Raw genomic sequence first — 17862 nt, 5'->3', positions numbered from 1 at the left:
ATGCCCCCGCATCAAGCCGTTTTATATAGCGAGGCACTAGAAAGCCTCAACCTCATCGCGGGCGGGGTCTATGTCGATTGCACATTTGGCCGAGGCGGACACAGCTCGGGGATATTGCAAGCTCTAGATGATTCAGGAAAATTACTGGCATTTGATCGGGACATAGAGGCCATCAATAGCGATGAGGCCAAACAATTATTGACCGACAACCGTTTTAGTCTACACCACGGTTGCTTTGCCGATTTGGCCGCCACGGTGGCCCGGCTTGGTTACAGCGGCCAAGTAAATGGCATTCTGATGGATTTAGGCGTGTCGTCGCCACAACTGGATAGCGCCGATCGCGGTTTCAGCTTTCTACGCGACGGCCCGCTGGATATGCGGATGAATACCCACGACGGTTTGACCGCCGCACAGTATCTCGCCCAGGTCGATGAACAAGACTTGACCAAGGTATTGTTTGAGTACGGCGAAGAACGTTTTGCTCGGCGCATTGCCAAGGCAATCGTTCAGCAGCGGCTGCATAAACCGCTGGAAACCACGTTGCAACTGGCCAAATTGATTGAAGAATGCGTGCCGTTTCGGGATAAACACAAACATCCCGCCACGCGCACCTTTCAGGCGATTCGAATTGAAATCAACCAAGAGCTGGAGCAGATCAAAACCGCGCTGACCCAATCGGTTCAGGTATTGGCGCCAAGGGGACGGCTGGTCGTCATTGCTTTTCATTCGCTGGAGGATCGCATTGTAAAACGCTTTATCCGCGAAGAATCCGGACTTAAAAACAATCCCGGACGTTTGCCGATTAAAGAACAGGACATCGCAAGAGGTCAGCTTAAAAAAATAGGTAAATCGATACGCGCCGAGCAACAAGAATTAGAACGCAACCCTAGAGCGCGTAGCGCCATCATGCGCGTGGCGGAGAAGATTTGATGGCCGCCATAAAAAATATTTTGCTGAGCATTTTGGTTGCGATGCTGATGTTATCGGCAATCGCGGTCATTTACAGCAAATACCAGTCCAGACTGTTGTTTATTGAAATCCAGAAAAAGGAAAAACAACTGGATGACTTCGAAGTCGAGTGGGGGCGCTTGCAATTGGAACTGACCACGCTTACAGAAGAAAACCGGGTTGAAATCGAAGCCAGAAACCGCCTTTTACTGACTTTGCCGGCCCAAAATAAAATTGTTTATATCAAGCCTTAAATGCGAATTTCCACAGGAGCCCGATCGGCAACCTCGTCAGCCATGGACTTTCCGATCCGGCGCAAGCTGTTATTGGGCGTCATATTGACAGCGATGATGACATTGACCGGGCGCGCGGTGTATTTGCAAGTGCTTGATAAAGAGTTTTTACAGGATAAAGGCGATTTACAACATGTGGGTATCGTCGACGTTCCCGCCTATCGCGGGCAGATTAAAGATAGAAACGGCGAACCCCTGGCCATCAGTACACCAGTGCAGTCGATCTGGATGAACATGCGCCAGATCAAGGATGGCGATCGGGGAAAAGTCGAACAAATGGCCAAGATCCTGGGAATTGCCGATAAGGACTGGCGGGCATTCTTAAAAAAGGAAGCCAATAAACGCTTTGTCTACGTCAAACGGCAAATCAATCCGGATCTGGCGGAAAAAGTAAAGGCGCTGGAAATTACCGGGGTGTATTTTGAGAAGGCTTTCAAACGCTATTATCCGGCCGGCGCCACGTCCGGGCATTTGCTCGGCTTTACCAATATCGACGATGCCGGCCAGGAAGGCATGGAACACGGTTATGAGCACATCCTGCGCGGCAAACCCGGCAAGAAACGTGTGATCAAGGATGGCAAGGGCCATATCATCAAGGACGTGGAAAACATTCAGGAAGCCATACCCGGCCAAGACCTGGTGTTAACCATAGACGAAAGAATACAGTATCTGGCTTATCGGGAATTGCAGACCGCCGTACTGAAACATAAGGCCCACTCGGCGTCGCTAGTGGTTTTGGATGCAAATAACGGCGACGTATTGGCATCGGTCAGCCAGCCGGCTTTTAATCCGAACAACCGGCGGGAACTGCGTAGCGACCGTTACCGCAATCGCGCTATGGTCGACAGTTTCGAGCCGGGCTCGACCGTGAAACCGTTCGTGGTCGCGGCGGCGCTGGACGGCGGCTATGTCGATCCCAATGCCATGATTGAAACGCATGGGGTCTATCACGTCGGCCGCAATGTGGTGAAAGACATTCATAACTACGGCACGATGGATTTGACCCTGGTGTTGCAAAAGTCCAGCAACATCGCGGTAACTAAGATTGCGATGAGCATGCCGCCGGAATATTTCTGGAGCGTATACAGCAATTTGGGTTTCGGCAACTCCGCCGGCGTCGGCTTTCCGGGAGAGGCCAGCGGTTCTTTATTGGATTACCAAGGCTGGCATGAGTTCGACCAAGCCATTTTGTCGTTCGGTTATGGCGTTTCGACCTCGATATTGCAACTGGCAAGAGCTTATACGGCCATCGCCGATGACGGCATCGTGCATTCTGTTTCGTTGTTGAAGCGCGACGAAGATCCGGACGCCAGACGCATATTCAAACCGGAAACCGCGCGCAAGGTTAGAGATATGCTGGAACATGTGATCAGCAAAGAGGGCACCGCTTATCAAGCCAGAGTCGAAGGCTATCGGGTAGCCGGCAAAACCGGCACCGTAAAGAAAGCCTCCGCTGAAGGCGGTTACACCCACGACAAATACTTATCGGTATTCGTGGGAATGGCGCCCGCCAGCAATCCACGCTTTGTGATTGCGGTGGTCGTCGACGAACCGACCACCGGCCAATATTATGGTGGACTGGTTGCGGCGCCGGCATTTTCCGGCGTGATGTCGGGCCTATTGAGAATTTACGGCGTGGAACCGGACGGGATGGACACCATGCCATTATTGCTGACCAGACAATGAAATTAAGCCAGTTATTGCTCGGCATCGCCGAGATTAACACCGATCTTGAAATCAGCGGCTTGTGTCTGGACAGCAGATCGGTCAAAGCGGGCGAACTGTTTATCGCACTGAATGGCGCATTGCGGCATGGACTTAATCATGCAGAACAAGCGATAGACAACGGTGCCGTTGCGGTGATTTACGATCCCGAGGGGATAGCCGATCCGCAACCAAAAACCACGGGTGTTCCGGCGGTTGCGATCATTGACTTGAGCCGGCATTTAGGCCAGATAGCGGCCCGTTTTTACAGTCACCCCTCAAAACGGCTTGATGTAATCGGCATAACCGGCACCAATGGCAAGACCACTTGCAGCCAGTTAATCGCTCAAGCGGCAGCCGATTGCGGCGTGATCGGCACGCTGGGCTGGGGCGAACCAGGACAATTACAAACGACGGCCAATACGACCCCGGACGCGCTAGCCGTGCAGCACATGCTGCATACCTTGGATAAACAAGGCAAACGGATAGTGGCGATGGAAGTGTCATCCCACGGTTTACAGCAAGGCAGGGTGAATGCTGTTGACTTTAAAGGCGCCGTATTTACCAATTTGAGCCGTGATCACCTGGATTATCACGGCACCATGCGGGAGTATCTGCGCGCCAAACTGGGCTTGTTCACCAATCCGGCCTTACAGTTTGCCGTGATCAATCTGGACGATCCCAACAGCGAAGAAGTGCTTTCGGCTTTGGATGAAAACGTCAACTGTTGGGGATTCAGCACCAGCGGCCGGAGAGCCGATGACGTGGAATGCGTAGTAGCCGATAACGTGCAACACAACAGCGGCGGCATTTGCTTCGACGTGCACTGGTCGGGACAGACGCTTCGCGCAAGCACCTCGGTGGTGGGCGCATTCAATTTACTGAATGTATTGACGGTTTTGTGCGTATTGCTAGCGATGGGCTGGCCATTTGACCAAGCCGTGGCGCAATTGGCGCGACTAAAAGCCGTGACTGGCCGCATGGAAACATTCGGCGGACAAGGCAAGCCTTCGGTGGTGGTTGATTATGCTCACACCCCGGACGCCTTGGAAAAAGTTCTTTTAGCGGCCAGAGGCACCGGCAAGTTATGGACGGTATTCGGTTGCGGCGGCGATCGGGACAAAGGCAAACGGCCACAGATGGGCCGAATCGCCGAAACCTATGCGGACCATGTGATTGTTACCGACGACAATCCACGCAGCGAAGCTTCGGCTGACATTATTAACGACATTTTAGCGGGCTGCCAGAGTAATAAAGTCAGCATTATTAACGACAGAAACACGGCAATAACGACAGTGATACAACAAGCAGGCCAAGACGATCGCGTGGTGATCGCCGGCAAGGGCCATGAAAATTACCAGGAGATCAAAGGTGTCAAAATTCCGTTCAGTGACCAGGCCGTGGTGCAACAGGCATTAGCCGCATGGAGACCCAAGCCATGAAATTGCAACTCAGCGACATTGCCCAAGCCGTGCAAGGCACCCTGATCGGCAACGACCTGACCGTAACCGGAGTGGGTATCGATACGCGCACGCTGAACAGCGGCGATTTGTACATCGCGATCAAAGGCCAACATTTCGATGGTCACGACTTTGTCGGCAAAGCCGAGCAAGCCGGAGCGGCGGCGATTCTAGTCAGCCAGCCTTTATCCAGCCCGTTGCCGCAAATTCGAGTCAAGGACACCCATCTTGCGTTAGCGGAATTGGCCGGTTACTGGCGTAAACGGTTAGCGGTGAAAATCGCCGGCGTCACGGGCAGCAACGGCAAGACCAGCGTCAAGGAAATGATTGCGGCCATATTTGCCACCCAGGGCAACACCTTATTTACCCAGGGTAATTTAAATAACGACATCGGTGTCCCCCTGACTTTGCTGCGCCTGGACCAAAGCCACGGATATGCCGTCATTGAAATGGGCGCCAACCACCCAGGCGAAATTGCCTACACCAGCCGCTACGCGCAAGCCGATGTCTGCGTAATTACCAATGTCGGCCAGGCACATATCGAAGGCTTTGGCGACATTAGCGGCGTCGCCAACACCAAGGCCGAAATCATCGAAAGCCTGAGTCCCGAGGGTACGGCGGTATTAAACCGCGACGATCCGTTCTACGATTTTTGGCTGGAGGAAAAAGTCGGCCAGCGTAAACACGCCAGCTTCGGCTTTGACGCAGCGGCGGACGTCCGTGCCGAAAACATCATCGCGCAACTGGATCAACAAGGCTTTACCACCCGATTCGATTTAAAAACCAAAACCGAGAGCCTGGGCATTCAATTGAACCTGGCCGGCGAACACAACGTAAAAAATGCGTTGGCGGCGGCGGCGGTAGCCATGCAATTCGGCATCGGGTTAGCTGACATAAAACGCGGATTGGAACAAATGAAACCGGTCACCGGCCGCATGCAAGCCCTGCAAGGCCGTAAAAATAATCTCGTCATCGACGACACCTATAACGCTAATCCGGCTTCGTTAAAAGCCGCCCTGACAGCCGTCAGCCATTGCCAACAGCCGATTTGGCTGGCACTAGGAGCCTTCGGTGAACTCGGTAACGACAGCCCGGCCATCCACGCCCAGATGGGCGATATGATCAAAGCCATTCCGGTACAACGCCTGTTCGCCACCGGCGAGTTGGCGCGATACACCGTGAATAATTTTGGCGACAATGGCCAATTTTTCGACACTCAGGAACAGTTAATCAACACCTTGAACCAGGCGATTACCGGCCAGGAAATTATTTTGGTTAAGGGCTCGCGCGCCCAAAAAATGGAAAATGTAGTGGCGGCGCTAGTAGACAACTTCAGAGCGGCATAATGTTACTTTTACTCGCAGACTTTTTAATCAGCCTGGACAGTGGCTTCAGGGTATTGAATTACCTGACCTTTCGCGCCATCTTAGGCATTTTGACCGCACTGATCATTTCGTTCGTCATCGGCCCGATCATGATCGACAAGTTGACCCGTCAAAAAATCGGCCAAAGCGTGCGCGACGACGGTCCGCAAAGCCATTTATCCAAATCCGGCACGCCTACCATGGGCGGTACGATGATACTGTTTGCGGTCGCCATCAGCACCTTGTTATGCGCGGATTTAAGCAACCGCTATATATGGGTGGTGTTACTGGTGACTCTGGCCCATGGCGTGATCGGCTTTATCGACGATTACAAAAAAGTCCTGCTCGGTAACAGCGACGGCCTTTCGGCCAAGGCCAAATATTTCTGGCAATCGGTCGTAGCCCTGGGTGCCGCAATTTATCTATATAAAACCGCGCAAGTCGCGGCCGAAACTCAATTTATCGTACCGTTTTTCAAAAACGTTATTTTGAATATGGGTTGGGGCTATGTGGTGCTGACTTACTTTGTCATCGTCGGTTCCAGCAACGCCGTTAACCTAACCGACGGCCTGGACGGTTTGGCGATCATGCCGACCGTGATGATCGCCGCAGCGCTGGCGATTTTTGCCTACCTGTCCGGCCACGTTAATTTCTCGCAATACCTGGCCATCCCGCATATCCCGAAAGCCGGCGAACTGGTAGTCTTTTGCGGAGCATTGGTCGGTTCCGGCCTGGGTTTTTTATGGTTTAACGCCTATCCGGCCATGGTATTCATGGGCGACGTCGGCGCTCTGGCTTTAGGTGCCGCGCTCGGCATCGTGGCGGTTCTAGTCAGACAAGAAGTGGTGCTGGTGATCATGGGTGGTATTTTTGTGATGGAAACCATATCGGTGATCATCCAGGTCGGCTCCTACAAGACCCGCAAGAAACGGGTATTCCTGATGGCACCCATCCACCACCACTACGAATTGAAAGGTTGGCCGGAACCGCGCATTATCGTCCGCTTCTGGATCATTTCAGTAATCCTGGTGTTAATCGGCCTGGCCACCTTAAAACTGAGATAGTCATGGATACCAGCGCGCTACTCGGCAATCTGCAAACCCATTTCAAGCTGGAGCCAGCCAATGCCCGGCTGCTGATCGTCGGCCTGGGCGCGACCGGATATTCGGCCGCTCAATTTTTACAAAACACGCCGATCAAATTCGCCGTGATCGACAGCCGCAGAAATCCGCCGCGAATCGATAGCCTGCGCGAACAAATGCCGGATGTGCCGGTGTTTTCCGGCGGTTTCGACCAATCGGCCTTTGATGTCGCCACTCATTTATTGGTTAGTCCGGGCGTTTCGCTGAACGAAAAAGCCATACACAAGGCCATGCAAGCCGGTGTCACCGTATTGAGCGACATTGATCTGTTCGCTTGCGCCACCGACAAACCGATTATCGCCATCACCGGTTCCAACGGCAAAAGCACGGTAACCACCATGCTGGGCGACATGGGCAATGCGGCCGGCATCAAAACCGCCATCGGCGGCAATCTCGGCACTCCGGCGCTGGATTTGCTGCAACAGGAAGCCGACTTATACGTGTTGGAACTGTCCAGCTTCCAACTGGAACGCACCACGGCGCTGAATGCCAAGGCCGCCACGGTATTAAATTTAAGCGCCGATCATCTGGATCGCCACGATGGCATGGCCGGTTACGCGCACGAAAAGCAGCGCATATTCCGAGGCGACGGCGCGATGATACTGAACGCCGACGATCCGGCGGTCATGGCCATGCGGGACAACCACAGAACCTGCTTTAGCTTTTCGGTACAACAAACAGCCGATTTTTATCTGAAATGCGGCGGCGAAGTCGAGCAACTGATGATGGGTAATGCCGTGTTGATGAACGCCGACGAGTTGAATCTGGAAGGTAGCCATAACATCGCCAATGCCCTGGCTGCGCTGGCGCTGGGGCATGCGGCCGGCATGGACATGAACGCCATGTGCCGGGCTCTGAAAAAATTCAAGGGATTGCCGCACCGCATGCAAAAAGTAGCGGAAATTGCTGGCGTGCGCTGGGTCAACGATTCCAAGGCCACCAATATCGGCGCCTGCATTGCGGCATTACAGGGCTATAGCCGAAAAGTCATCCTGATAGCGGGCGGCGACGGCAAGGGCGCCGATATGGCCGAACTGGCCCCCATCATCAAGGACAAAACCAAGGCCGTCATTTTGATGGGCAAGGATGCGCCCCTGATCGATCAAGCCTTGAATAATTGCGTGCCTACCCATTTTGCCGGCAACATGAAAGAAGCGGTAAAAATGGCCGCCGGTTTAGCCGCGACGGGTGATAGCGTTCTGCTGTCGCCCGCCTGCGCCAGCCTCGATCAATATAAGAGTTACGCGGATAGAGGCAATAAATTTGCCGAAGCCGTATTGGAGCTGATCTGATGGCGTCAACAGCACCCGCCAAATCCCGGCCAAGCCATCGGTTTCATATCGATCAAGCCTTGCTGACCACCTGTCTGTGCCTTCTCGGCATAGGCTTTGTGATGGTGGCTTCATCCTCCATGCACTTGGGGGTAAAAATGGCCGACGACGTATCCTACTACCCGTTCAAGCAACTGGTACATATTATCCTGGGACTGATGTTTGCCGCCGCGATTCTGGCTATCCCAATGAAACATTGGCACCGGATCGGACAACCATTATTCATCGCCGGCTTGGTGTTACTGTTGGTGGTGCTACTCCCCGGCGTCGGCGTCAAGGTCAACGGCAGCACCCGTTGGCTATCGCTACTGGGCATGCGGATTCAGGTTTCGGAAGTGATGAAATTTATCTCGGTGATTTACATGGCCGGCTACATCACCCGCCATAGCGATCATGTCCGCTATTCCATCTTCGGTTTGATGCGTCCGTTGATGTTGTTTTCAGTAGCCTGCATCCTGCTGCTGCTGGAGCCTGATTTCGGTTCGGCAGTGGTAATTTTGATCATCGCCATGGGCATGATGTTCCTGGGCGGAGCGCGTTTATCGCCGTTCGTGGTGTTGGTAAGCTTGGTTTCAAGTGCCGCGGCGATACTGGCCTATACCTCGCCCTACCGTCTGAAGCGCATAACCGGCTTCATCGATCCGTGGGAACACGCCAAGGATAGCGGCTATCAGCTAACCCAGGCCTTGATTTCGTTCGGCCGTGGCGAATTTTCCGGCGTCGGTTTGGGCAATGGCCTGCAAAAACTGTTTTATCTGCCCGAAGCCCACACCGACTTTCTGTTTTCGGTACTCGGCGAAGAACTGGGGCTGATCGGCGTGGTACTGGTGATCGGCCTGTTCACCGCGCTGGTCGTCAGAGGCTTTGCCATCGGCGAACAAGCCGAACAAGCCGGGGAAAGGTTTTCCGCGCTAGTGGCTTATGGATTGTCGATCTGGTTCGGCTTTCAATCCTTCGTCAACATGGGCGTCAACATGGGCATCCTACCCACCAAGGGGTTGACCCTACCGCTGATGAGTTACGGCGGCGGCAGCATGATCATTATGTGCGGCGCAATGGCGGTACTGTTTCGGATTCATTACGAAGTGACCGAACTGCATAAAAGCAACGTCAAGGGCGTACAGCGATGAGTGGGCGTATAGTGATTATGGCTGGCGGCACCGGTGGGCATGTATTTCCTGCTCTGGCGGTGGCCGAGGAACTTCGCGCGCGCGGCTGGCAAGTCAGCTGGCTGGGCACCCGTAAGGGCCTTGAAAGCCGGGTGGTACCCGCTAACGGATTCGAAATCGACTGGCTGGCGGTGGAGGGTATGCGCGGCAAGGGCCTGCTGTCGAAACTATCCTCGGTATTACGTTTACTGCAGGCCTGCATCCAGGCGCATGGGATTTTGCGCCGCCGCCAACCGAATGTCGTGCTGGGCATGGGCGGTTTCGTCGCCGGCCCAGGCGGATTGATGGCCAAATGGCTGGGTATACCGCTGGTGGTGCATGAACAAAACCGTATCCCCGGCACCACCAACCGATGGCTGGTAAAACTGGCCGCTAGTAAGGTGCTGGAAGCCTTTCCGGACAGTTTCCCGGTATCATTCAACGCGATCCGTACCGGCAATCCGTTGCGCAAAGCCTTTATCGGACTGCCGGAAAAATCCGAATGGCGGCCCGATTCGGAGCGCAACTTGAGGATTCTGGTGCTGGGCGGCAGCCAGGGCGCCAAAGTATTGAACGATAACGTACCGGAAGCCTTGGCCGGCCTGAAAAATTTGGACATCAAACACCAGACCGGCACCGAAATGCGGCCGGAGGTCGCCGAACGCTATCAAGCTCTGGGGCTGAAAGCCGAGGTTTTGGCCTTCATCGAACATATGGCGGAAGTCTATCAATGGGCCGATTTAATTATATGCAGGGCTGGAGCGATGACCGTCAGTGAAGTAGCCGCTTGCGGCTTACCTGCGATTTTTGTGCCTCTATTACACGCAATTGACGACCATCAAACCGCTAACGCCCGTTACTTGAGTGAAGCCGGAGCCGCCCTGTTATTACCGCAACCCCAATTGAATGCCGAAAATTTGCGCAAGGCCATAGAACATACCATGACATCATTGACATCCATGAGCCGGGCCGCCAAAAACCTAGCTCGATTAACGGCCACCGAAACCGTTGCCGACCTTTGCATCGCGGAGGCCAAGCCATGAACCGCCCGCTAACTCACCCTGCCCAGGCACTCGGCAGCATCGATAAAATCCATTTCGTCGGCATCGGCGGCACCGGCATGAGTGGGATTGCCGAAGTTCTATCCAACCTCGGCTATAGCGTATCCGGCTCGGACATCAAGGCTTCCTCCGTTACCGATAGGCTGGAAGGCATGGGGGTCAAAGTTTATTTCGACCACAAAGCCGAAAATGTGGCCAATGTCGACGTGGTGGTCACCTCCACCGCCGTCGATCGCACCAACCCCGAAATTACCACGGCCTATGAAAACCGTATTCCGGTAATCCCACGCGCCGAAATGCTGGCCGAACTGATGCGCTTCCGCTTCGGCATCGCCGTTGCCGGAACCCACGGCAAAACCACGACCACCAGTCTGACCACGATGATGCTGGCCGAGGGCGGCCTGGATCCGACCTTCGTGATCGGCGGACGCCTGAACAGCGCCGGCGCCAATGCCAAACTGGGCTTGGGCAAATATCTGGTGGCCGAGGCCGACGAGAGCGATGCGTCGTTTCTTTTTCTGCAACCGATGATGGCCATCGTCACCAACATCGACCAGGATCACATGGAAACCTATGGCGGCAGCTACGACCGCTTGAAGGATACCTTCCTCAAATTCCTGCATCAATTGCCGTTTTACGGGCTGGCGGTGATGTGCATCGACGATCCTGGCGTTTGCGATGTACTGCCCAACGTATCCAAGCCGATCAAAACCTATGGTGTCAGCAGTTACGCCGATGTTCGCGCGGTCGACATCAAGCAGGACGGTCTGCGCACCCATTTCACGGTGCTGCGCTGGGGCGATCTACCACCCTTGAAAGTCACGCTGAATCTGCCGGGTTGGCACAACATGCTGAATGCGCTGGCGGCGATTACCATCGCCACCACCTTGGGGGTTGATGATGCGGCCATCGTCAAAAGCTTGAACGAATTCAAGGGCGTGGGCCGGCGGTTCCAGATCAACGGCGATCTCAATTTCGATGGCGGCCAATTGACCCTGGTCGACGATTACGGCCACCATCCGCGGGAACTGGCGGCGACGCTGGAAGCCCTGCGCCAGGCCTGGCCCGATAGGCGCAAAGTGGTGGTATTTCAACCGCACCGCTACACCCGAACCCGCGACTTATTCGAGGATTTCGTCGAAGTATTATCCGGCGTCGATGTGCTGATCTTATTGGATGTGTACTCCGCCGGCGAAGCACCGATTACCGGCGCCGACGGCAAAGCCTTGAGCCGCTCGATCCGAATCCGCGGCCAGGTCGATCCGGTATTTGTACAAAATCGCGAAGACCTGCCGACTATCCTGGCCGGCATCGTGCATAAGGACGATGTGATTCTGACCATGGGCGCCGGCAATGTCGGCCAAATCGCCGCCGAATTACCGCAAAAACTGACGGAGGCTTTGGCATGATGGCCGAGATTGCATTGAAAGGCACCTTGTTGAACAACGAACCGTTGGCGAAATACACCAGCTGGCGGGTTGGCGGCCCCGCGCAACAGATGTATATCCCCGACGACAAAGCCGATTTAATCGAATTCATCGCAAGCTTGCCGGAAGACCAATCATTGTTCTGGATAGGGCTAGGCAGCAATTTATTGGTTCGCGACGGCGGCATCCGCGGCATAGTCATCAACACCCGTGGCCGGCTGAAAGATATGCGTCTGATCGACTCCGAACGAGTCTATGTCGAAGCCGGCGTACCCTGCGCCCATGTGGCAAGGTTTTGCAGCGATTTGGGGCTGACCGGCGCCGAGTTTTTAGCCGGCATCCCCGGCACCATGGGCGGCGCGCTGAAAATGAACGCCGGCGCCTTCGGCGGCGAAACCTGGAGCATCGTCGACCGGGTGGAGATGATCAACCAAAGCGGCGAAGTGATTTTGCGCGGTAAGCAGGAGTTCGACGTCGCTTACCGTTCGGTGAAAGGCCTGGATAACGAATGGTTTTTGTCGGCGCAACTGACCTTAAAAAAGGGCGACAGCGAAGCCAGCCAGCAACATATCAAGGCCTTGCTGGAAAAACGCAACACCAGCCAGCCCACCAATAAACCGACCTGCGGCTCGGTATTTAAAAATCCACCCGGCGATTATGCGGCCCGACTGATCGAGGCTTGCGGCTTGAAAGGCTTTGCCGTGGGCGGAGCGGTGGTATCGGAAAAACACGCCAATTTTATCGAAAACCGGGGTAGCGCCACGGCCGCCGACATCGAAACCTTGATCGAACATATTCAAACTCAGGTGCGGACTCAATTTGGCATCAGCCTGCAAACCGAAGTCTGCCGCGTAGGTGAAAAAGCATGAAACCATTGACAATAAAAAATGCGGCTGATTTCGGTAAAGTCGCCGTTCTGATGGGAGGCTCCGCCGCCGAACGCGAAATCTCGTTGAATAGCGGTAATCAGGTTTATCAAGCCCTTATAAACCAAGGCATTGATGCGATTGCGATCGATGTGACCGGCAGTCCGATAGCCGCTCTGGCCAATGTCAAGGTCGATCGGGTATTCAACATTATTCATGGCCGTGGCGGCGAGGACGGTGTGCTGCAGGCCGTGTTGGAGGTACTCGGATTGCCTTATACCGGTTCCGGCGTAATGGCTTCTGCACTGAGCATGGACAAGCTGCGCACCAAGCTGTGCTGGCAAGGCATGGGGCTTTCCACCCCCAAATGGTTCGTGCTGCAAAGCGAACAAGATATCGACGCCTGCATTGCAAACTTAGATTTTCCGGTCATCGTCAAACCGGCTCAGGAAGGCTCCAGCATCGGCATGAGCAAGGCCGATAACCGCGACCAACTGCTGGCCGCGTTGCAACTGGCCAAGCAATATCGTTGCGACGTCTATGCCGAGCAGTGGGTGCGGGGTAAGGAATACACGGTAGGTATTCTAAACGGCGAGGCCTTGCCGGCAATCCGGCTGGAAACGCCAAATACGTTTTACGATTTCGACGCCAAATACCGCGCCAACACCACCCAGTATCATTGCCCATGCGGCTTGAGCGCCGAGCGCGAGCAACAATTGCGGGCACTGGCGCTAAAAGCTTGCCAAGGTCTGGATGTGAAAGGCTGGGCTAGGGTGGATGTGTTTATCGACGATAAAGATTGCCCGCAATTGATCGAGGTGAATACCGTGCCCGGCATGACCGATCATAGTCTGGTACCGATGGCGGCCAAAGCCGTGGGCGTGGATTTCGGCGAACTGGTCTGGCGCATCCTGGAAACCAGCATGGCGGGTTAAGGTGTCGAGATTAAGAGTCATCATGTTCGGCTTGCTGATTCTGACAGGCGGCTGGTATGGCTGGAGACAGCTGCATACCCAGGATGCCATCAGCAAACCGATACGTTATGTCAAGATTGAAGGGGCATTTCAGTACACCAACAAGGACAAGTTAAAACAGGCACTGACGCCCGAGATGAAGCGGGGTTTTTACCACGCCGATATGGATACCATCCATCATCTGATCAGCAGTTTACCGCTGGTGGAAAAAGTGGACGTGAAACGGGTATGGCCGGATGCGGTGCATATCACGATTACCGAACAAAAACCGATCGTACGCTGGGGAAAAAATGCTCTGCTGAATAAACAGGGCGATATATTGATTCCGGATGACATAGCCGATTTTAAAAATCTGCCATGGATCACCGGGCCGGAGGGTCAGGAAAAGAAACTGCTGGAAATCATGAAGGGCGTTTACATCGTCTTAAAGGATAAATCGTTGCAATTGGCCGAATTCCACGTCAACGACCGGCGGGCGTGGCGAATTAAACTGGCCAATGGCCTGGAGATGCAACTGGGCAGAAAGGCGCCGCTGGAAAATATGCAGCGCTTCCTACAAACCATGGATTTACTGGGTGAGGAACAGCTGGCCATGATAGCCAGCGTCGATACCCGTTATCCCAACGGCTATGCGGTGACCTGGAAACCGGAAGTAACAGAAATCGATTGGAAAGCAATCGCGCAAAAAAATAAAACCTGAATTAAACGCTTATCGAGCAAAAAAATGGCCAAAAAGACAGATCGAAATTTATTAGTGGGGTTGGACATAGGCACGTCTAAGGTGGCTGCTATTGTCGGCGAGTTCCGAGGCGGTGACGAAATCGAAGTCATCGGCATCGGCACCGCACCGTCCAAAGGCTTGAAAAAAGGCATCGTCGTCAATCTGGAATCGACCGTGCATTCAATTCAGCGCGCGATAGAGGAAGCCGAGCTGATGGCCGGTTGCCAGATTAAATCGGTGTTTGCCGGTATCGCCGGCAGCCATATCAAAAGCTTGAATTCGCACGGCATTGTCGCGATCAAGGAAAAGGAAGTCACCCAACACGACATCGACCGAGTGATCGATTCGGCACGGGCGGTCGCGATTCCGGCCGATCAGAAAATTCTGCATATCCTGCCTCAAGAGTTCGTAATCGACCAGCAGGAAGGCATCAAGGAGCCGATCGGCATGTCCGGCATACGGCTGGAAGCCAAGGTTCATATGGTCACCAGCAGCGTCAGCGCCGAGCAAAATATCGTCAAATGCATCCGCAAATGCGGACTGGATGTCGACGACATCGTGCTGGAACAACTAGCCTCTTGCTCCGCCGTCCTGACCGACGACGAAAAAGAGCTAGGGGTTTGCTTGATCGACATTGGCGGCGGCACCACCGACCTGGCGATCTTTTCCGAAGGCGCTATCAAACACACGGCGGTAATCCCGATTGCCGGCGACCAAGTCACCAACGACATCGCCGTGGCCTTGCGCACGCCGACCAAAAATGCCGAGGACATCAAGCGTAAACATGCTTGTGCATTGACGCAATTGGCCGATCCTCAGCAGATGATTGACGTACCCAGTATCGGCGACCGCGAACCGCGCAAAATCTCCGCGCAGAATCTGGCGGAGATAGTCGAGCCGCGCTACGAGGAATTGATGCTGCTGGTGCAGGCTGAGTTAAGACGCAGTGGTTACGAAGATTTGATTGCGGCCGGGATGGTGATTACCGGCGGCAGTTCGCAAGTACGAGGATTGACCGAATTGGCGGAGGAAATTTTCCATATGCCGGTTCGAATGGGGACACCGCTGCATGTGTCCGGATTGACCGATGTAGCGCAAAATCCGATTTATTCGACTGCAGTGGGTTTGCTGATTTATGGCAAGGACCATCATGGCCGAGCATTAGGTTTGAACGACGACGGAGCAAGTCTATGGTCAACAATCAAAAACTGGTTTCAAGGTAATTTTTAATTTGTGTGTGGAGGGTGTGAAAATGAAATATGAATTAATGGATAACAGTGGCAATGCCGTTATCAAAGTTATAGGCGTGGGCGGCGGCGGCGGTAATGCCGTTAATCATATGGTTAACGCCGGCATCGACGGCGTCCAATTTATTTGCGCGAATACCGATGCGCAAGCTTTACGGCAAATGAACGTCGACACCATCGTACAATTGGGTGTCGAACTGACTAAGGGTCTGGGTGCCGGCACTCGTCCCGAAGTCGGCCGCGCGGCCGCGGAAGAAAACCGTGAACGCATCAGGGAAGTGCTTGAAGGCGCAGACATGGTGTTTTTAACCGCCGGCATGGGCGGCGGTACCGGTACCGGCGCCATCGCGATATTTGGCGAAGTGGCAAAGGAACTCGGCATACTGACCGTGGCCGTGGTGTCAAAACCGTTCGACTTCGAAGGCACCAAGAAAAAAGCGGTAGCCGAAACCGGTCTACGCGAGCTGGAAAAACTGGTCGATTCTCTGATCATCATCCCCAACCAAAAATTATTGCCGACCTTGGGCAATAACCGTTCTCTGGTCGACTCGTTCCGGGTCGCCAATGACGTGTTGCTGGATGCGGTGCAAGGCATCACCGAACTGATTACCCATCCAGGTTTGATGAACGTCGACTTTGCCGACGTCAGAACCGTAATGACCAACATGGGCAGCGCGATCATGGGCACCGGTGTTGCCAATGGCGAAAATCGCGCCCGTCTGGCGGCGGAAAAAGCCATTGCCTGCCCGTTGTTGGAAGACATCAATCTGCATGGCGCGCGCGGCATTCTGGTCAACGTCACCTCCAACGGCGACTTGGGCTTGAACGAATTCGACGAAATCGGCAGCATCATGCATGCTTTCGCTTCCGAAGATGCCGACATCAAAATTGGTATGGCGGTCAACCCATCCATGGGCAACGAAGTCAAAGTCACCGTGGTCGCCACCGGCATGGGTGAAAAGGTCAAGGCCAGCGCCCCGATCAAACTGGTACAAAAAGTCGCGGCCGGCGAAGTCAATTACGACCAACTGGAAAAACCCACCGTGATACGCCAACAAAGATCGGAGTCTACCCGCGAGACCCGTTTCGGCGCGCAACCCAGAACCGATGGAGATCTGGAATATCTGGATGTACCGGCCTTCCTACGACGTCAGGCGGATTAAAAACCATTGCGAGTCCAAGGGGAGCTATCGGCTAATTTATGATAGACTCCCCCGCTTTGTTTTAATTATTTTGTCGGCATTTCATGATCAAACAACGCACACTCAAAAACACGATACGAGCCACTGGCGTTGGCTTACACACCGGGGATAAGGTCTATCTGACCCTGCACCCCGCCGAGGCGGATACCGGTATACGTTTTCGCCGCACCGATCTGGAAATACCTGTCATGATAGAAGCCCGCCCCGAAAACGTGGGCGAAACCAAATTATCCACGACATTGGTACGCGACAACATCAAGGTCTCAACGGTCGAGCATCTGTTGTCGGCCATGGCTGGCCTGGGTATCGACAATGCCATCGTCGATGTCAGCGCCCCCGAAGTACCGATCATGGACGGCAGTGCCGGACCTTTTGTATTTTTGCTGCAATCGGCCGGCGTGGTCGAACAGGATTCGCCCAAGCAATACATCCGTATCAAAAAACCGATCCGAGTGGAAGAGGGCGATAAATGGGCGGCGTTCGAACCGTTTGACGGCTTTAAAGTCACTTTTACCATCGATTTTGAACACCCGGCTTTTTCCGAGCATCTGAAAACCGCCGTGATGGATTTCTCATCCACCACTTTCGTCAAGGAAGTCAGCCGCGCCCGGACTTTTGGCTTTATGCGCGACATCGAATTTTTGCGCGAAAACAATCTGGCCCTAGGCGGCAGCCTGGACAACGCCATTGTCGTGGATGACGATAGAGTATTGAACGAAGATGGCTTGCGTTATGCCGATGAATTTGTAAAACATAAAATCCTCGACGCGATAGGCGATCTGTATTTATTGGGACACAGCCTGATTGGCGAGTACAAAGGCTTCAAATCCGGTCACGCACTGAATAACAAACTGCTGCTGACATTGCTTGAAGACAAGGACGCCTGGGAAATGGTCACTTTCGACAATGCGGACGAAGCACCCATCTCCTTTATGCGTTCGGCGCAAACGCCTATCCCCGCCGCCCGCTAATCG

At 54.1% G+C, this 17862-nt stretch carries 16 protein-coding genes; all 16 read left to right on the top strand.

What is annotated here, in order from left to right; translation table 11 throughout:
- The gene (gene rsmH, locus IVG45_RS16915; RefSeq protein ID WP_196438065.1) at positions 1-930 is read left to right on the top strand and encodes a 16S rRNA (cytosine(1402)-N(4))-methyltransferase RsmH; all 930 of its coding nucleotides are present in this window, start codon (positions 1-3) and stop codon (positions 928-930) included.
- The gene (gene ftsL / locus IVG45_RS16910) at positions 930-1202 is read left to right on the top strand and encodes a cell division protein FtsL (RefSeq protein ID WP_196434967.1); all 273 of its coding nucleotides are present in this window, start codon (positions 930-932) and stop codon (positions 1200-1202) included. The genes rsmH and ftsL overlap by 1 nt, the downstream gene beginning before the upstream one ends.
- A complete protein-coding gene (locus IVG45_RS16905; RefSeq protein WP_196434966.1) occupies positions 1203-2927 on the top strand; it encodes a peptidoglycan D,D-transpeptidase FtsI family protein in 1725 nt (574 codons plus the stop codon).
- The gene (locus tag IVG45_RS16900) at positions 2924-4387 is read left to right on the top strand and encodes a UDP-N-acetylmuramoyl-L-alanyl-D-glutamate--2,6-diaminopimelate ligase (protein ID WP_196434965.1); all 1464 of its coding nucleotides are present in this window, start codon (positions 2924-2926) and stop codon (positions 4385-4387) included. The genes IVG45_RS16905 and IVG45_RS16900 overlap by 4 nt, the downstream gene beginning before the upstream one ends.
- Positions 4384-5751 (top strand): UDP-N-acetylmuramoyl-tripeptide--D-alanyl-D-alanine ligase, encoded by a 1368-nt coding sequence (locus tag IVG45_RS16895; protein ID WP_196434964.1) that lies wholly within the window; start codon positions 4384-4386, stop codon positions 5749-5751. The genes IVG45_RS16900 and IVG45_RS16895 overlap by 4 nt, the downstream gene beginning before the upstream one ends.
- Complete coding sequence (gene mraY, locus IVG45_RS16890) at positions 5751-6833, top strand: phospho-N-acetylmuramoyl-pentapeptide-transferase (RefSeq protein WP_196434963.1); 1083 nt, start codon at positions 5751-5753, stop codon at positions 6831-6833. The genes IVG45_RS16895 and mraY overlap by 1 nt, the downstream gene beginning before the upstream one ends.
- A gap of 2 nt (positions 6834-6835) precedes the next feature.
- Positions 6836-8203 carry a UDP-N-acetylmuramoyl-L-alanine--D-glutamate ligase gene (gene murD, locus IVG45_RS16885; RefSeq protein ID WP_196434962.1) on the top strand — a complete coding sequence of 456 codons (1368 nt, stop codon included), beginning with the start codon at positions 6836-6838 and terminating at the stop codon, positions 8201-8203.
- Positions 8203-9372 carry a putative lipid II flippase FtsW gene (ftsW, locus tag IVG45_RS16880; RefSeq protein ID WP_196434961.1) on the top strand — a complete coding sequence of 390 codons (1170 nt, stop codon included), beginning with the start codon at positions 8203-8205 and terminating at the stop codon, positions 9370-9372. The genes murD and ftsW overlap by 1 nt, the downstream gene beginning before the upstream one ends.
- Positions 9369-10433, top strand: coding sequence for an undecaprenyldiphospho-muramoylpentapeptide beta-N-acetylglucosaminyltransferase (gene murG / locus IVG45_RS16875; RefSeq protein ID WP_196434960.1), 1065 nt, complete (start codon positions 9369-9371; stop codon positions 10431-10433). The genes ftsW and murG overlap by 4 nt, the downstream gene beginning before the upstream one ends.
- Positions 10430-11860 (top strand): UDP-N-acetylmuramate--L-alanine ligase, encoded by a 1431-nt coding sequence (gene murC / locus IVG45_RS16870; protein WP_196434959.1) that lies wholly within the window; start codon positions 10430-10432, stop codon positions 11858-11860. Before murG ends, murC begins: the two co-directional genes overlap by 4 nt.
- Positions 11857-12747 (top strand): UDP-N-acetylmuramate dehydrogenase, encoded by an 891-nt coding sequence (gene murB, locus IVG45_RS16865; RefSeq protein WP_196434958.1) that lies wholly within the window; start codon positions 11857-11859, stop codon positions 12745-12747. The genes murC and murB overlap by 4 nt, the downstream gene beginning before the upstream one ends.
- The gene (locus IVG45_RS16860; protein ID WP_196434957.1) at positions 12744-13679 is read left to right on the top strand and encodes a D-alanine--D-alanine ligase; all 936 of its coding nucleotides are present in this window, start codon (positions 12744-12746) and stop codon (positions 13677-13679) included. Before murB ends, IVG45_RS16860 begins: the two co-directional genes overlap by 4 nt.
- Before the next feature lies 1 nt (position 13680).
- Positions 13681-14418 (top strand): cell division protein FtsQ/DivIB, encoded by a 738-nt coding sequence (locus IVG45_RS16855; RefSeq protein ID WP_230874624.1) that lies wholly within the window; start codon positions 13681-13683, stop codon positions 14416-14418.
- Between the two features lie 24 nt (positions 14419-14442).
- The gene (gene ftsA, locus IVG45_RS16850; RefSeq protein ID WP_196434956.1) at positions 14443-15669 is read left to right on the top strand and encodes a cell division protein FtsA; all 1227 of its coding nucleotides are present in this window, start codon (positions 14443-14445) and stop codon (positions 15667-15669) included.
- Between the two features lie 22 nt (positions 15670-15691).
- On the top strand, positions 15692-16849 hold the full coding sequence (gene ftsZ / locus IVG45_RS16845; protein ID WP_196434955.1) for a cell division protein FtsZ: 1158 nt from the start codon (positions 15692-15694) through the stop codon (positions 16847-16849).
- A gap of 83 nt (positions 16850-16932) precedes the next feature.
- Positions 16933-17859 carry a UDP-3-O-acyl-N-acetylglucosamine deacetylase gene (lpxC, locus tag IVG45_RS16840; RefSeq protein WP_196434954.1) on the top strand — a complete coding sequence of 309 codons (927 nt, stop codon included), beginning with the start codon at positions 16933-16935 and terminating at the stop codon, positions 17857-17859.
- Positions 17860-17862: the final 3 nt, after the last annotated feature.

The sequence above is a fragment of the Methylomonas sp. LL1 genome (assembly GCF_015711015.1).
Lineage (GTDB): Bacteria > Pseudomonadota > Gammaproteobacteria > Methylococcales > Methylomonadaceae > Methylomonas.
The sequence above is the reverse complement of the archived record's forward strand: the minus strand, read 5'-3'. Positions and strand labels throughout refer to the sequence as shown.

Coding starts and splice junctions, on each gene's coding strand:
- murG (WP_196434960.1), top strand. CDS start 9,369: ATGAGTGGGCGTATAGTGATTATGGCTGGCGGCACCGGTGGGCATGTA.
- IVG45_RS16895 (WP_196434964.1), top strand. CDS start 4,384: ATGAAATTGCAACTCAGCGACATTGCCCAAGCCGTGCAAGGCACCCTG.
- mraY (WP_196434963.1), top strand. CDS start 5,751: ATGTTACTTTTACTCGCAGACTTTTTAATCAGCCTGGACAGTGGCTTC.
- ftsL (WP_196434967.1), top strand. CDS start 930: ATGGCCGCCATAAAAAATATTTTGCTGAGCATTTTGGTTGCGATGCTG.
- IVG45_RS16900 (WP_196434965.1), top strand. CDS start 2,924: ATGAAATTAAGCCAGTTATTGCTCGGCATCGCCGAGATTAACACCGAT.
- lpxC (WP_196434954.1), top strand. CDS start 16,933: ATGATCAAACAACGCACACTCAAAAACACGATACGAGCCACTGGCGTT.
- ftsW (WP_196434961.1), top strand. CDS start 8,203: ATGGCGTCAACAGCACCCGCCAAATCCCGGCCAAGCCATCGGTTTCAT.
- murC (WP_196434959.1), top strand. CDS start 10,430: ATGAACCGCCCGCTAACTCACCCTGCCCAGGCACTCGGCAGCATCGAT.
- rsmH (WP_196438065.1), top strand. CDS start 1: ATGCCCCCGCATCAAGCCGTTTTATATAGCGAGGCACTAGAAAGCCTC.
- murB (WP_196434958.1), top strand. CDS start 11,857: ATGATGGCCGAGATTGCATTGAAAGGCACCTTGTTGAACAACGAACCG.
- IVG45_RS16905 (WP_196434966.1), top strand. CDS start 1,203: ATGCGAATTTCCACAGGAGCCCGATCGGCAACCTCGTCAGCCATGGAC.
- IVG45_RS16860 (WP_196434957.1), top strand. CDS start 12,744: ATGAAACCATTGACAATAAAAAATGCGGCTGATTTCGGTAAAGTCGCC.
- ftsZ (WP_196434955.1), top strand. CDS start 15,692: ATGAAATATGAATTAATGGATAACAGTGGCAATGCCGTTATCAAAGTT.
- ftsA (WP_196434956.1), top strand. CDS start 14,443: ATGGCCAAAAAGACAGATCGAAATTTATTAGTGGGGTTGGACATAGGC.
- murD (WP_196434962.1), top strand. CDS start 6,836: ATGGATACCAGCGCGCTACTCGGCAATCTGCAAACCCATTTCAAGCTG.